The 11,450-nt window shown below is 44.6% G+C and carries 21 protein-coding genes and 2 pseudogenes; 22 read left to right on the plus strand and 1 reads right to left on the minus strand.

All coding sequences use genetic code 11. The features are described 5' to 3' along the window. Positions 1–548: pseudogene (locus tag Q0277_RS05025) on the minus strand (hypothetical protein); the annotation flags it as partial. A 279-nt stretch (positions 549–827) separates the two neighbouring features. Between Q0277_RS05025 and rpsJ the strand changes: the two are divergent. The 22 genes and pseudogenes from rpsJ to map all read left to right on the plus strand — a co-directional run bounded on the left by rpsJ (position 828) and on the right by map (position 11,253). Further along, positions 828–1,139, plus strand: coding sequence for a 30S ribosomal protein S10 (gene rpsJ / locus Q0277_RS05030; protein ID WP_005869011.1), 312 nt, complete (start codon positions 828–830; stop codon positions 1,137–1,139). Between the two features lie 11 nt (positions 1,140–1,150). Then, positions 1,151–1,729: a 50S ribosomal protein L3 gene (rplC, locus tag Q0277_RS05035; RefSeq protein ID WP_297962887.1), complete on the plus strand. Its 579-nt coding sequence runs from the start codon at positions 1,151–1,153 to the stop codon at positions 1,727–1,729. Then, positions 1,726–2,340: a 50S ribosomal protein L4 gene (rplD, locus tag Q0277_RS05040; RefSeq protein ID WP_005869006.1), complete on the plus strand. Its 615-nt coding sequence runs from the start codon at positions 1,726–1,728 to the stop codon at positions 2,338–2,340. The genes rplC and rplD overlap by 4 nt, the downstream gene beginning before the upstream one ends. 1 nt (position 2,341) lies before the next feature. Further along, positions 2,342–2,623 (plus strand): 50S ribosomal protein L23, encoded by a 282-nt coding sequence (locus tag Q0277_RS05045; RefSeq protein WP_297960294.1) that lies wholly within the window; start codon positions 2,342–2,344, stop codon positions 2,621–2,623. Position 2,624: 1 nt separating this feature from the next. Next, the gene (rplB, locus tag Q0277_RS05050) at positions 2,625–3,455 is read left to right on the plus strand and encodes a 50S ribosomal protein L2 (protein WP_297897660.1); all 831 of its coding nucleotides are present in this window, start codon (positions 2,625–2,627) and stop codon (positions 3,453–3,455) included. A 2-nt stretch (positions 3,456–3,457) separates the two neighbouring features. Beyond that, on the plus strand, positions 3,458–3,739 hold the full coding sequence (gene rpsS, locus Q0277_RS05055; protein ID WP_005869002.1) for a 30S ribosomal protein S19: 282 nt from the start codon (positions 3,458–3,460) through the stop codon (positions 3,737–3,739). 9 nt (positions 3,740–3,748) lie between these two features. After that, positions 3,749–4,060: pseudogene (gene rplV / locus Q0277_RS05060) on the plus strand (50S ribosomal protein L22); the annotation flags it as partial. Positions 4,061–4,081: 21 nt separating this feature from the next. Further along, positions 4,082–4,777 carry a 30S ribosomal protein S3 gene (gene rpsC / locus Q0277_RS05065; RefSeq protein ID WP_005868997.1) on the plus strand — a complete coding sequence of 232 codons (696 nt, stop codon included), beginning with the start codon at positions 4,082–4,084 and terminating at the stop codon, positions 4,775–4,777. A 2-nt stretch (positions 4,778–4,779) separates the two neighbouring features. After that, on the plus strand, positions 4,780–5,205 hold the full coding sequence (rplP, locus tag Q0277_RS05070) for a 50S ribosomal protein L16 (protein ID WP_005868996.1): 426 nt from the start codon (positions 4,780–4,782) through the stop codon (positions 5,203–5,205). After that, on the plus strand, positions 5,192–5,374 hold the full coding sequence (rpmC, locus tag Q0277_RS05075; RefSeq protein WP_005868995.1) for a 50S ribosomal protein L29: 183 nt from the start codon (positions 5,192–5,194) through the stop codon (positions 5,372–5,374). Before rplP ends, rpmC begins: the two co-directional genes overlap by 14 nt. 9 nt (positions 5,375–5,383) lie before the next feature. After that, positions 5,384–5,635, plus strand: coding sequence for a 30S ribosomal protein S17 (rpsQ, locus tag Q0277_RS05080; protein WP_005868994.1), 252 nt, complete (start codon positions 5,384–5,386; stop codon positions 5,633–5,635). Next, the gene (rplN, locus tag Q0277_RS05085; protein WP_005868993.1) at positions 5,635–6,003 is read left to right on the plus strand and encodes a 50S ribosomal protein L14; all 369 of its coding nucleotides are present in this window, start codon (positions 5,635–5,637) and stop codon (positions 6,001–6,003) included. Before rpsQ ends, rplN begins: the two co-directional genes overlap by 1 nt. Then, positions 6,003–6,236, plus strand: coding sequence for a 50S ribosomal protein L24 (gene rplX, locus Q0277_RS05090; RefSeq protein WP_297904239.1), 234 nt, complete (start codon positions 6,003–6,005; stop codon positions 6,234–6,236). Before rplN ends, rplX begins: the two co-directional genes overlap by 1 nt. A 2-nt stretch (positions 6,237–6,238) precedes the next feature. Beyond that, on the plus strand, positions 6,239–6,784 hold the full coding sequence (gene rplE, locus Q0277_RS05095) for a 50S ribosomal protein L5 (RefSeq protein ID WP_297923267.1): 546 nt from the start codon (positions 6,239–6,241) through the stop codon (positions 6,782–6,784). A gap of 1 nt (position 6,785) precedes the next feature. Further along, positions 6,786–6,971 (plus strand): type Z 30S ribosomal protein S14, encoded by a 186-nt coding sequence (locus tag Q0277_RS05100; protein ID WP_005868990.1) that lies wholly within the window; start codon positions 6,786–6,788, stop codon positions 6,969–6,971. Positions 6,972–6,980: 9 nt separating this feature from the next. After that, positions 6,981–7,376, plus strand: a complete 396-nt coding sequence (rpsH, locus tag Q0277_RS05105; protein ID WP_005868989.1) for a 30S ribosomal protein S8 — start codon at positions 6,981–6,983, stop codon at positions 7,374–7,376. Positions 7,377–7,453: 77 nt separating this feature from the next. Then, a complete protein-coding gene (gene rplF / locus Q0277_RS05110) occupies positions 7,454–7,990 on the plus strand; it encodes a 50S ribosomal protein L6 (protein ID WP_297996183.1) in 537 nt (178 codons plus the stop codon). Positions 7,991–8,000: 10 nt separating this feature from the next. Further along, entirely contained in the window at positions 8,001–8,357 is a 357-nt protein-coding gene (gene rplR / locus Q0277_RS05115; RefSeq protein WP_297996185.1) for a 50S ribosomal protein L18, read from the plus strand. Positions 8,358–8,372: 15 nt separating this feature from the next. Further along, complete coding sequence (rpsE, locus tag Q0277_RS05120) at positions 8,373–8,816, plus strand: 30S ribosomal protein S5 (RefSeq protein ID WP_297883348.1); 444 nt, start codon at positions 8,373–8,375, stop codon at positions 8,814–8,816. An 11-nt stretch (positions 8,817–8,827) separates the two neighbouring features. Next, a complete protein-coding gene (gene rplO, locus Q0277_RS05125) occupies positions 8,828–9,229 on the plus strand; it encodes a 50S ribosomal protein L15 (RefSeq protein ID WP_297996188.1) in 402 nt (133 codons plus the stop codon). Further along, positions 9,229–10,494, plus strand: a complete 1,266-nt coding sequence (secY, locus tag Q0277_RS05130; protein ID WP_297996190.1) for a preprotein translocase subunit SecY — start codon at positions 9,229–9,231, stop codon at positions 10,492–10,494. The genes rplO and secY overlap by 1 nt, the downstream gene beginning before the upstream one ends. Further along, positions 10,495–11,253 carry a type I methionyl aminopeptidase gene (gene map / locus Q0277_RS05135; RefSeq protein ID WP_297996192.1) on the plus strand — a complete coding sequence of 253 codons (759 nt, stop codon included), beginning with the start codon at positions 10,495–10,497 and terminating at the stop codon, positions 11,251–11,253. Positions 11,254–11,450 lie beyond the last annotated feature (197 nt).

Below are 11,450 nucleotides of genomic sequence, written 5' to 3' on the forward strand. Positions count from 1 at the left end.
TCGGCGAAGCTTTGAAGCGATGAAATTTCAAAATCGGCACTACTGAAATTATCCAGAAAAAGCGATGAAATTTGCTCGTTGGTGGCTAAAAATTCTTTGATCTTGCGGAAGAAATTCTCGCTCCTGTTTTTTATGCCACCCGACTCCGCATTTTTTGCGTTGTTTAAGCCGTTTGCGCTTTCATTTTTTGTATCTGTATTTTTTATGGCGGCGCGATAAAATTTATCTATATCCGAAATATCTGCATCGAGCGTAGTTTCTCCGCTTATTTCATTCTCATTTACTTCGCTGCCGTTTGTATTGTCCGCGCTATTTTTAACCGCAGCGATCGTGCCGCCCGCTACCATATCCTCAAGGCGTAGATCGGTTAAATTTAGATACAAAATTTCATCTTTTTTAAGTTCCGAAATTTCATTTTTCAGCACGGCGCTTTTGCCGGAATTTAGCACTCCGTAGATTATGGTTTTGGCAGAGCTGATACCTCTTTTGCGCGGGATAAAGCCCGCAAATTCCGGTGGATTTTCGTAAAAAAATTTTAGATCATTCATGGCGAGTATTTTAAAATTTTCCTTATTAAAAGGAAATAAATCTGAAAAATCCTATGAAATTTTTATATCTATTTCAAATTTATCTAAAATTTTTGTATTGAAAATTTCCAGCACCCTAAAAATTTTCGAAATTCTATATATTTTTCCTTATTAAAAGGAAATATTTCCATAAAATTTGGCTATTTTCTTGACAAAGCCGGAGCGCTTTTATATAATGTGCGTCTTTTGTTTGAAACAAAAGGTCGCGCGTTGCGACAAGTTCTTTATTAAGGAAAAGTGATGCAAAAAATTAGGTTAAAACTCAAGGCTTATGACCATCGAGTTTTAGATCGCACAGTTTCGGCTATCGTTGAAGCCGTAAAAAGAACAGGTGCGGACGTCAGAGGTCCCGTGCCTATGCCTACGAAGATTAAACGCTACACCGTTTTAAGATCTCCGCACGTAAATAAAGACTCCAGAGAGCAGTTTGAGATGAAAATTCACGCTCGTATGCTAGACATCGTAGCGGCTACGCCAGATACGGTTGATTCACTAACTAAGCTTGATTTGGCTCCGGAAGTCAACGTCGAAGTTCACGCGATGGGCAAATAAGGGGTAAAACAATGGAATATATCGTAGAAAAAATAGGTATGAGTAGGACGATCGACACGAGCAGCACGCCCGTGACTCTTTTGCGACTTATTAATACCAAAATTTGCGAAGTTTGCGATGAGAAAAAAGCTATTGTAGCCTACGCAGACGGCAAGGCGTATAACAAAGCTATCGCTGGAATTCAAAAGAAATATAGCCTAAGCAAGGAATTTAATAAATTTGCGACTCTAAGCTTAGAAAATGCCGAGCTTGGCGATCAAAATTTAGATGTTTTGAGCGGAGCTAAGATCGTAAAAGTAAGCTTCAGATCCAAGGGCAAGGGCTATCAGGGCGTTATTAAGCGCCATGGCTTTGCGGGCGGTCCTGCAGCGCACGGTAGCCGCTTCCACCGAAGACCTGGTTCTATTGGCAACTGCGAGTGGCCCGGTCGCGTTCAGCCTGGTATGAGGATGGCGGGACACACTGGAAACGAAACGATCACCGCTAAAAACGAAGTCGTAAGCTTTGATGCCGAGAATAAAATTTTAGTGCTTAAGGGCTCGGTTCCTGGATTTAACGGTGCAATGGGTAGAATAAGGATAGTAAAATGAGTAAAGTAAGCGTGCTTAACGAAAAACTGGAAAAAGCAAGCGAAATTGAAATTCCTGCGAAATTTTCGGAAGTCAATTCGCACAATCTATATTTGTACGTCAAATCTTACCTTGCTTCGCTTCGTGCAAATACGGCTAACGCTAAAACTCGCGCCGAGGTTAGCGGCGGCGGCAAAAAACCATGGCGACAAAAGGGTCGCGGCGGCGCACGCGCGGGCTCAACTAGAACTAACGTCTGGGTAGGCGGTGCGGTCGCATTCGGTCCGACTAACGAGCGAAATTACGAGCAGAAGGTCAATAAGAAGCAAAAACGCCTTGCGCTGGAATTTGCTATCAATGAGAAAGCAAACGAGGGTAAAATTTTTATATTCGATGATTTGGAGCTAAAAAGCGGTAAAACTAAAGATGCGGCAAATTTTATTAAGAAACTGGGCGTTAGAGATGCGCTGATCGTTAAAAACGAGCTAGACGCACAAACTCTTTTGGCCTATAGAAATCTTAAGAATTGCTATGTCATCGATGCAAGCGAGGTCAATGCTTACCTAATCGCAGTTTACGGCTCGGTCGTATTCGAAAAAGCGGCATTTGAATCAATAGTGAAAGAGGACTAAAATGGCAGATATAACAGATATCAAAACGATCCTTTATACGGAAAAGTCTCTCGGTCTTCAAGAAAACGGCGTGGTCGTTATCCAAACTAGCCCGTCGGTTACGAAAAACGGACTAAAGAGCGTTTTAAAAAACTATTTCGGGATTACTCCGCTAAAGATAAATTCTTTAAGACAGGATGGCAAAGTAAAAAGATTTAAAGGCAGAACTGGCGCTAGAAATGATGTGAAGAAATTCTACGTCAAACTACCTGAGGGCGCAAGCCTAGAAAGCGTGGAGGCGTAAAATGGCAATTAAAACTTATAAACCGTATACTCCAAGTAGAAGATTTATGACAGGGCTTAGCAGCGAGGATATCACTGCAAAAGCTAGCGTTAGAGGCTTGCTCGTTAAAATTCCTGCCGCAGCCGGAAGAAACAATAATGGTCGCATTACCAGCCGCCATAAACAAGCAGGAGCTGCTAAACTTTATAGAATTATCGATTTTAAGCGAAATAAATTCGGCGTTGCAGGCAAGGTCGAGGCGATCGAATACGATCCGAATCGCAACTGCCGTATCGCGCTGATCTCATACGCAGACGGTGAGAAGCGCTACATTATCAAGCCTAACGATCTTAAAGTGGGTGACGTAGTAGCCGCTGCCGAGGGCGGATTAGATATTAAACCTGGCAACGCGATGAAGATGAAAAACATCCCTGTGGGAACCATCCTGCATAATATTGAGTTAAAACCTGGCAAAGGTGCTCAAATGGCACGTAGCGCCGGAGGCTATGCTCAGCTTATGGGTAAAGAGGAAAAATACGTCATTTTACGTCTGCCTAGCGGTGAGATGAGAAGAGTGCTTGCAGAGTGTATGGCCAGTATCGGCGTAGTGGGTAACGAAGAGTGGGCAAACGTCGTCATTGGTAAAGCCGGACGTAACCGCCACAGAGGTATCCGTCCTCAAACCAGAGGTTCTGCGATGAACCCGGTTGATCACCCACACGGCGGTGGTGAGGGTAAGAAAAACTCCGGCCGCCATCCGGTAACTCCGTGGGGCAAACCGACGAAGGGCTATAAAACTCGCCATAAAAAAGCGAGCGATAAGCTTATAATTTCAAGAAGGAAAGGAAAATAAAAATGGCTAGATCGCTAAAAAAAGGTCCTTTCGTAGATGATCACGTAATGAAAAAAGTCGTTGCGGCGAAGAAAGCCGGCGATAACAAACCGATCAAGACTTGGTCGAGACGAAGCACGATCGTGCCTGAGATGATCGGACTTACGTTTAACGTTCATAACGGAAAGAATTTTATCCCGGTTTACGTCACCGAGCATCATATCGGTTATAAATTAGGCGAGTTCGCTCCTACACGCACTTTCAAGGGCCATAAGGGCTCCGTGCAGAAAAAGATCGGCAAGTAAGGATAGAATATGAGTAAATCAACTATTAAATTTGTTCGCCTTTCGCCGACAAAAGCAAGACTTATCGCAAAACAAATTCAAGGCATGAATGCGGAATTTGCCCTTGCTACTTTGGAATTTACGCCTAATCGCGGCGCGAAATATATCGCTACAGCGATTTCAAGTGCGGTCGCAAACGGCGGCTTTGAGCCTGAAGAGGTCGTAGTTACCAGCTGCCGAGTGGATGCAGGTCCGGTGCTTAAGAGATTTCGTCCGCGCGCCAGAGGTACGGCTAGCCGTATCCGCAAGCCTACTTCGCACATTATCGTCGAAGTAGCAAAACCAAGTAAGAAGGAAGCGTAAATGGGACAGAAAGTAAATCCGATCGGTTTAAGATTAGGAATTAATCGAAATTGGGAGTCTAGATGGTTTCCTTCTAAAGCGACGCTTTCCGAGAGTATCGGCGAGGATTACAAGATCCGTAAATTTTTAAAAGCTAAGCTTTATTATGCGGGAATTAGCCAAATTCTTATCGAAAGAACGGCTAAGAAAATTCGCGTAACGATCGTAGCCGCAAGACCGGGCATCATCATCGGTAAAAAAGGCGGCGAGGTCGAAAATTTAAGAAGTGAAGTCGTTAAGCTAGTCAATAAAGACATAGCCATCAATATCAAAGAGGAGCGCAAAGTAGGCTCGAACGCGCTTTTGGCTGCGGAAAACGTAGCTATGCAGCTAGAGCGCCGTGTTGCATTCCGCCGCGCTATGAAGAAGGTCATCCAAGGCGCTCAAAAAGCAGGCGCAAAGGGAATTAAAATTTGCGTCGCAGGTCGCTTAGGCGGCGCTGAGATGGCTAGAACCGAATGGTATTTGGAGGGACGCGTTCCACTTCATACTCTAAGGGCTAGGATCGATTACGGCTTTGCCGAAGCGCATACGACTTACGGTAATATCGGCATTAAGGTTTGGATCTTTAAGGGTGAAATTTTACAAAAAGGCATCCAGGCTGAAAAGACCGACGATGCGCCTAAAAAAACACGCAGACCAAGAAGAGGTAAATAGTCATGTTGATGCCAAAAAGAACAAAATACCGCAAGATGATGAAAGGTCGCAATCGCGGCTATGCGACGAGAGGAAATTCCTTGACGTTCGGCGATTTCGGTATCAAAGCGGTAGAGGCGGGTAGGGTAAATTCTCGCCAGATCGAAGCGGCTCGTGTCGCGATGACGCGCTTCGTGAATCGTCAAGCTAAAATTTGGATTAAGGTATTCCCAGACAAACCGCTTACCAAAAAACCTCTACAAACTCGTATGGGTAAGGGTAAGAGCGGCGTAGAAGAGTGGGTAATGAATATAAAACCGGGCAGGATCATTTTCGAGATGACCGGCGTTAGCGAAGAGGTTGCTAAAGAGGCGCTTATGCTTTCGATTCATAAACTACCTTTTAAAACGAAAATCGTAAGTAGGGAAAGCGAAAATGAAATATACTGATTTGAAAGATAAAGATTTGGCTGAGCTAAATTCTATGTTGAAACAAAGCAAGTTGCTTTTATTTACGGCTAGACAAAAGCTAAAAACTATGCAGCTAAGCAATCCTAACGAGATTCGCGCTATCAAAAAAGATATCGCTAGAATCAACACCGCTATTAAAGCGAAATAAGGATAGGTTATGGCATTTAAAAGAGAAATTCAAGGCGTAGTCGTAAAGAAGGCGGGCGATAAAACAGCTACCGTTTTGGTAGAAAGAAGGGTTATGCACCCTAGATATAGAAAGATCGTAAAAAGATTTAAAAAATATCTGATCCACGATGAAAACAACGTCGTAAAGATCGGCGATACCATATCTGCGATCGAGTGCAGACCGCTAAGCGCTAGAAAATCGTTTCGCTTAAAAGCGGTTTTGAAAACAGGAGTTGAATAATGATACAGAGTTTTACCAGACTTGCGGTAGCTGATAATAGCGGCGCAAAAGAACTTATGTGTATTAAAGTTTTGGGCGGCAGCAAAAGAAGATATGCCACAATCGGCGATATCATCGTTTGCTCTGTAAAAAAAGCGCTCCCTAACGGCAAGATTAAGCGCGGTCAAGTAGTAAAAGCCGTAGTCGTTCGTACGACTAAAGAGTTGCACAGAGGCAACGGCTCGCTAATTAGATTCGACGAGAACGCAGCCGTTATTTTGGATTCAAAAAAAGAGCCGATCGGTACTCGTATTTTCGGTCCTATCGGTAGAGAGGTCAGATACGGCGGTTTTATGAAGATCGTTTCGCTGGCTCCGGAGGTTTTATAATGGCAGTAAAATTTAAGATTAAAAAAGGCGATCAAGTAAAGATCATCGCAGGTGACGATAAGGGCAAAACAGGCACCGTTAAGGTCGTGTTTCCTAAAAAAGCTCAAGTTATCGTCGAGGGTTGTAAAATGGCTAAAAAGGCTATCAAACCAACCGAGCAAAATCCGCAAGGCGGCTTTACAAGCAAAGAGATGCCTATGGATATTTCAAACGTTGCGTTGGTAGAGGGTTGATTATGAGCAGACTAAAAGATAAATACGCTAATTCCATCAGAGCTGCTTTGCAGAAAGAATTTGATATAAAAAATCCTATGCTTATCCCGGCGCTTGAAAAGATCGTTATCAGCGTAGGAACGGGCGAGTCGAGCAAAGATCAAAAGGTGCTTCAAAATATGGCTGATACTATCTCGCTGATCGCAGGCCAAAAAGCGCTTATCGTCAATGCAAAAAAATCGGTTGCCGGCTTTAAAGTGCGCGAAGGTTTCCCGGTAGGTATAATGGTTACGTTACGAAAGGAGCAGATGTTTGCCTTTTTAGACAAACTGATCTCTATCGCGCTTCCTAGAGTTAAGGATTTCCGAGGACTACCTAGGGCGGGCTTTGACGGACGCGGCAATTATAACTTCGGCTTGCAAGAGCAGCTAATGTTCCCTGAGGTCGAATACGATCAAATTTTAAGAACTCACGGTATGAATATAACCGTTGTAACGACTACAAATAACGATAAAGAGGCATTTAAATTGCTAGAGCTATTCGGCATGCCTTTTGCAAAAGGAAAATGATATGGCAAAAAAATCAATGGTAGCCAAGGCGAAACGCCCCGCTAAATTTAGCACTCGCGCATATACCAGATGTCAAATTTGCGGTCGTCCGCACTCCGTTTATAAAGATTTTGGAATTTGTCGCGTTTGCCTTCGCAAGATGGCAAACGAGGGCTTGATCCCGGGTCTAAAAAAAGCAAGCTGGTAAGGAGAAGAGATGATTAACGATCTTATTTCAGATGGACTAACTCGCATCAGAAATGCTGCGATGCGAAGACTAGATACGACTAAGCTTTTTCACTCAAACGTCGTTGAGGCTATGCTTAAAATTTTAGCCGAGAAGGGCTATATCGAGAGCTACAACGTAGTAGAGGAAAACAATAAAAAGATCATCAACGTGGTGCTTAAATACGACGAAAAGGGCAGGAGCGTGATAAACGAAGTTAAAAGAATTTCGACTCCGGGTCGCCGCGTATATCAAGGCAAAGACGAAATCAAGCGCTTCAAAAACGGCTACGGAACCGTCGTCGTTAGCACAAGCAAAGGCGTTATGAGCGGTATTGACGCGCACAAAGCGGGCGTCGGCGGCGAAGTGCTTTGCACGATCTGGTAAGAAGTTTCTACTTTTTATGGCATTGTGGTATCCATTCGTAAAAGTAGACATACCCTAGACAAATAAAAAGGAAAATTATGTCAAGAATTGGTAAAAAACCGATCTCTATTCCAAACGGCTTAGAGGTCAAAATCGACGGCTCGTCGTTAAAATTTAAAAAATCTAATAACGAAAAAGAGCTTGATTTAAAAGGTCATGTCGATGTAAAAATCGAAGACGGAAAGATAGAATTCTCACCTAAGGGCGAGGATAGACAGAGCAGGGCGTATTGGGGAACATACCGCGCTTTAGCTAACAATATCGTCCTTGGTCTTACCGAGGGCTTTTCAAAGCAGCTTGAAATCAACGGCGTCGGCTACAGAGCCGCGATGAAGGGCAAGGTGCTTGAGCTAAATTTAGGCTTTTCGCATCCGATAAATTTTGAATCTCCAAAGGGGATTGAAATTTTCGTAGATAAAAACGTCGTAACCATCAAAGGCGACGACAAGCAGCAAGTAGGTCAAGTAGCAGCCGAGATCAGAGGATTCAGACCGCCTGAGCCATACAAAGGCAAGGGCATTAAGTATCTTGAAGAGCGCATTATCCGCAAAGCCGGAAAAACAGCTAAGAAATAAGGGTTGAGAAATGACACAGAACGTATTAAAAAGAAAGATCTCTTTACGAATCAAGAGAAAAAGAAGAATTCGCACTAAAATTTCAGGCGTCGCATCTTGCCCTAGAATTTCTATTTTCAAATCCAATAGAACCGTCTACGCTCAGGCTATCGACGATGTAGCGAGCGTAACTTTGTGCGCCAGCAGCGGTAAGGTTTTAAATTTAAAGGCGAACAAAGAGGGCGCGGCTAGCCTAGCTAAAGATTTGGCTTCCAAGCTAAAGGATAAAGGCATCTCCGAGGCGCTTTTCGATCGCAACGGCTATTTGTATCACGGTGTAATCGCAAGCTTTGCCGAGTCGCTACGCCAAAACGGCATCAAACTATAACCCAAAGGAATGATTGTGGAAAAGTATAATAGAGAAGAATTCGAAGAGGTAATCGTCAATATCGGTAGGGTTACGAAGGTCGTTAAGGGCGGTAGAAGGTTCAGATTTACCGCGCTCGTAGTGGTAGGCAATAGAAACGGTCTGGTGGGCTTTGGCTTCGGTAAATCCAAAGAGGTACCAGACGCGATTAAAAAGGCGGTAGACGATGCGTTTAAAAATATCATCAAGGTAAATTTAAACGGCTCTACCATCACTCACGATGTTGAAGTAAAATACAATGCGAGTAAAATTTTATTAAAGCCGGCGAGCGAAGGTACCGGCGTTATCGCGGGCGGCTCCGTGCGCCCGGTTTTAGAGCTTGCAGGCATTAGGGATATCCTAACCAAGTCGCTAGGCTCAAATAACGCATCCAACGTCGTAAGGGCTACTATGAAAGCTCTTAGTATCTTAAAACACTAGAAGGATAAAAGATGGGATTAGAAAATCTTAAAAAAGCCCCTGGCTCGACTCACGCCACCAAGCGCTTGGGTCGCGGTCAAGGAAGCGGCCTAGGTAAAACTGCGGGTCGCGGCGGCAAGGGTCAGACCGCACGCACCGGCTCTCATGAAAAAAGAGGCTTCGAAGGCGGTCAACAGCCGATTCAGCGAAGGCTTCCAAAGGTAGGTTTTACTTCTAAATTTGAAAAACCTTACGTGATCAATGTCGATAAAATCGAAGCTATCAAAGATCTTAGCGAGATCACGATCGAAAGCATCAAGTCGGTTCATAAAATTTCAAATTCCGTTAAAAAGATCAAGCTGATCGGCGTAGACGCAAAAGCGCTCGCTAGCAAGATCAAAGACGAGAACGTAAAATTTAGCGGACAAAAATAATGAATAAATCGCTACGCAACAAAATTCTCATTACTTTGGGCTTTCTTTTTGCCTATAGGTTGCTAGCTTACGTGCCAGTTCCGGGAGTGGACGTTGAGGTTATAAAGCAATTTTTTCAAAGCAATAGCAACAACGCTTTTGGAATGTTTAATATGTTTAGCGGTAACGCGGCGGAGCGATTCAGCGTTATCTCGCTAGGCATTATGCCTTATATTACCGCTTCGATCATTATGGAACTGCTCGCCGCGACCTTCCCAAATTTAGGCAAGCTCAAAAAAGAGCGCGACGGCATGCAGAAATATATGCAGATCATCCGATACGCCACCATCGCAATCGCCATGGTTCAATCCATCGGCGTTAGCATCGGTTTACAGGGTATCCACGGACAGACCGGAGCGCCTGCGATAATGGCGGAGAATACCAACGAGTTTGTTTTCATCTCGTGCATTTCGATGCTTGCAGGCACAATGCTTTTGATGTGGATCGGCGAGCAGATTACGCAGCGCGGCGTCGGTAACGGCACCAGCCTTATTATCTTTGCGGGTATCGTTAGCGCTATCCCTAGAGCGATCGGAAGTACCGTAAATTTAGTAAATACCGGCGAGATGAATATCTTGATCCTCGCCCTTATTATAGGGATTATTTTACTCACTATCGGAGTTATTATCTATATAGAGCTGGGCGAGCGCAGGATTCCAGTTTCGTTTTCGCGCAAGGTATTGATGGCAAATCAAAACAAGCGTATTATGAACTATGTGCCGATCAAGCTAAATTTAAGCGGCGTCATTCCGCCTATTTTTGCAAGCGCGATTTTGATGTTTCCGACCACTATTTTGCAGGCGAGCACCAATCCGATCATCCAAAAGATCCACGATTTCCTAAGCCCTAGCAATTACTTCTTTAACTTTTTGACCTTTGTGTTGGTTATATTTTTCGCTTATTTTTATGCGTCAATTGCTTTTAATTCCAAGGACATTAGTGAAAATTTAAAGAAGCAGGGCGGATTTATCCCGGGTATTCGTCCGGGCGAGGGAACGGCGAGCTTTTTAAACGAAGTCGCCAGCCGCCTTACGTTTTGGGGCTCGATCTATCTCGGTCTCGTAACCGTCATCCCGTGGCTGCTCGTTAAATTTATGGGCGTGCCGTTTTATTTCGGCGGCACCAGCGTGCTGATCGTCGTCTCCGTCGCTCTTGATACGATGAGACGCATAGAAGCGCAGATCTATATGAACAAATATCAGACCCTAAGCGCGGTCGGATTATAAATGGCGATTTTACTTAAAACAAAAAAAGATTTAGAGGGGCTTCGCGCGGCGAACAGGATCGTCGCGCAAGCCCTTGATTACGCAGCTTCATTCATAAAGCCGGGTCTTAGTCTGCTCGAAGTCGATAAGAAGATCGACGATTTCATCACCTCCAAGGGCGCGTATCCCGCTTTTAAAGGGCTATACGGCTTTCCAAACGCCGCGTGCCTCTCGCTAAACGAGGTCATTATCCACGGCATCCCAGACGAAACGATCTTGCAGGAGGGCGATATCTTAGGCGTCGATCTGGGCTCGAAGCTAAATGGATATTTCGGCGACAGCGCACGCACTCTGCCCGTCGGTAAAATTTCAAAAGCCGACAAGGAGCTTATCGCATGCAGCAAGGACACGCTGGAGTTTGCCATCAAAACGATCAGGGTAGGGATGCACTTTAAAGAGCTAAGCTTCGAGATCGAGAAATTTATCCGCGCGCGCGGCTTCGTGCCGCTATACGGCTTCTGCGGTCACGGCATCGGCAAACACCCGCACGAAGAGCCTGAGATCCCAAACTATCTGGAGGGCAACAATCCAAAATCGGGCCCCAAAATCAAAAACGGCATGGTCTTTTGCATCGAGCCGATGATCTGCCAAAAGGACGGCACGCCGGTCATCGCCGAGGATAAGTGGAGCACGAGAAGCAAGGACGGACTTCGCACTAGCCACTACGAGCATTGCATGGCGGTTTTCGATGATAAGGTCGAAGTCCTAAGCGTCGCGTAGATTTCGCACAAAAGGCGACTTGGGCTAGTTAAAATTTTACACTTTTGCCAAGGTGAAATTCCGCCCGCGATTAGCTTTCGACAATTTTACATCGCTCGCGTCTTGGAATTTTACCTCAGCCGCTTCATGCATAAATTTTATCCAAAGGAAACCTATCGCGCTAGAAATTTTAAAATCTATCGCGACGGTTTGTAGCC

The sequence above is a fragment of the uncultured Campylobacter sp. genome, assembly GCF_938030815.1.
In the GTDB taxonomy this organism is placed as follows: domain Bacteria; phylum Campylobacterota; class Campylobacteria; order Campylobacterales; family Campylobacteraceae; genus Campylobacter_B.

What these genes read in the sequence shown, in the direction of transcription:
- rpsJ (WP_005869011.1), top strand. Translation starts at nt 828, where the DNA reads ATGCAAAAAATTAGGTTAAAACTCAAGGCTTATGACCATCGAGTTTTA.
- rplC (WP_297962887.1), top strand. Translation starts at nt 1,151, where the DNA reads ATGGAATATATCGTAGAAAAAATAGGTATGAGTAGGACGATCGACACG.
- rplD (WP_005869006.1), top strand. Translation starts at nt 1,726, where the DNA reads ATGAGTAAAGTAAGCGTGCTTAACGAAAAACTGGAAAAAGCAAGCGAA.
- Q0277_RS05045 (WP_297960294.1), top strand. Translation starts at nt 2,342, where the DNA reads ATGGCAGATATAACAGATATCAAAACGATCCTTTATACGGAAAAGTCT.
- rplB (WP_297897660.1), top strand. Translation starts at nt 2,625, where the DNA reads ATGGCAATTAAAACTTATAAACCGTATACTCCAAGTAGAAGATTTATG.
- rpsS (WP_005869002.1), top strand. Translation starts at nt 3,458, where the DNA reads ATGGCTAGATCGCTAAAAAAAGGTCCTTTCGTAGATGATCACGTAATG.
- rpsC (WP_005868997.1), top strand. Translation starts at nt 4,082, where the DNA reads ATGGGACAGAAAGTAAATCCGATCGGTTTAAGATTAGGAATTAATCGA.
- rplP (WP_005868996.1), top strand. Translation starts at nt 4,780, where the DNA reads ATGTTGATGCCAAAAAGAACAAAATACCGCAAGATGATGAAAGGTCGC.
- rpmC (WP_005868995.1), top strand. Translation starts at nt 5,192, where the DNA reads ATGAAATATACTGATTTGAAAGATAAAGATTTGGCTGAGCTAAATTCT.
- rpsQ (WP_005868994.1), top strand. Translation starts at nt 5,384, where the DNA reads ATGGCATTTAAAAGAGAAATTCAAGGCGTAGTCGTAAAGAAGGCGGGC.
- rplN (WP_005868993.1), top strand. Translation starts at nt 5,635, where the DNA reads ATGATACAGAGTTTTACCAGACTTGCGGTAGCTGATAATAGCGGCGCA.
- rplX (WP_297904239.1), top strand. Translation starts at nt 6,003, where the DNA reads ATGGCAGTAAAATTTAAGATTAAAAAAGGCGATCAAGTAAAGATCATC.
- rplE (WP_297923267.1), top strand. Translation starts at nt 6,239, where the DNA reads ATGAGCAGACTAAAAGATAAATACGCTAATTCCATCAGAGCTGCTTTG.
- Q0277_RS05100 (WP_005868990.1), top strand. Translation starts at nt 6,786, where the DNA reads ATGGCAAAAAAATCAATGGTAGCCAAGGCGAAACGCCCCGCTAAATTT.
- rpsH (WP_005868989.1), top strand. Translation starts at nt 6,981, where the DNA reads ATGATTAACGATCTTATTTCAGATGGACTAACTCGCATCAGAAATGCT.
- rplF (WP_297996183.1), top strand. Translation starts at nt 7,454, where the DNA reads ATGTCAAGAATTGGTAAAAAACCGATCTCTATTCCAAACGGCTTAGAG.
- rplR (WP_297996185.1), top strand. Translation starts at nt 8,001, where the DNA reads ATGACACAGAACGTATTAAAAAGAAAGATCTCTTTACGAATCAAGAGA.
- rplO (WP_297996188.1), top strand. Translation starts at nt 8,828, where the DNA reads ATGGGATTAGAAAATCTTAAAAAAGCCCCTGGCTCGACTCACGCCACC.
- secY (WP_297996190.1), top strand. Translation starts at nt 9,229, where the DNA reads ATGAATAAATCGCTACGCAACAAAATTCTCATTACTTTGGGCTTTCTT.
- map (WP_297996192.1), top strand. Translation starts at nt 10,495, where the DNA reads ATGGCGATTTTACTTAAAACAAAAAAAGATTTAGAGGGGCTTCGCGCG.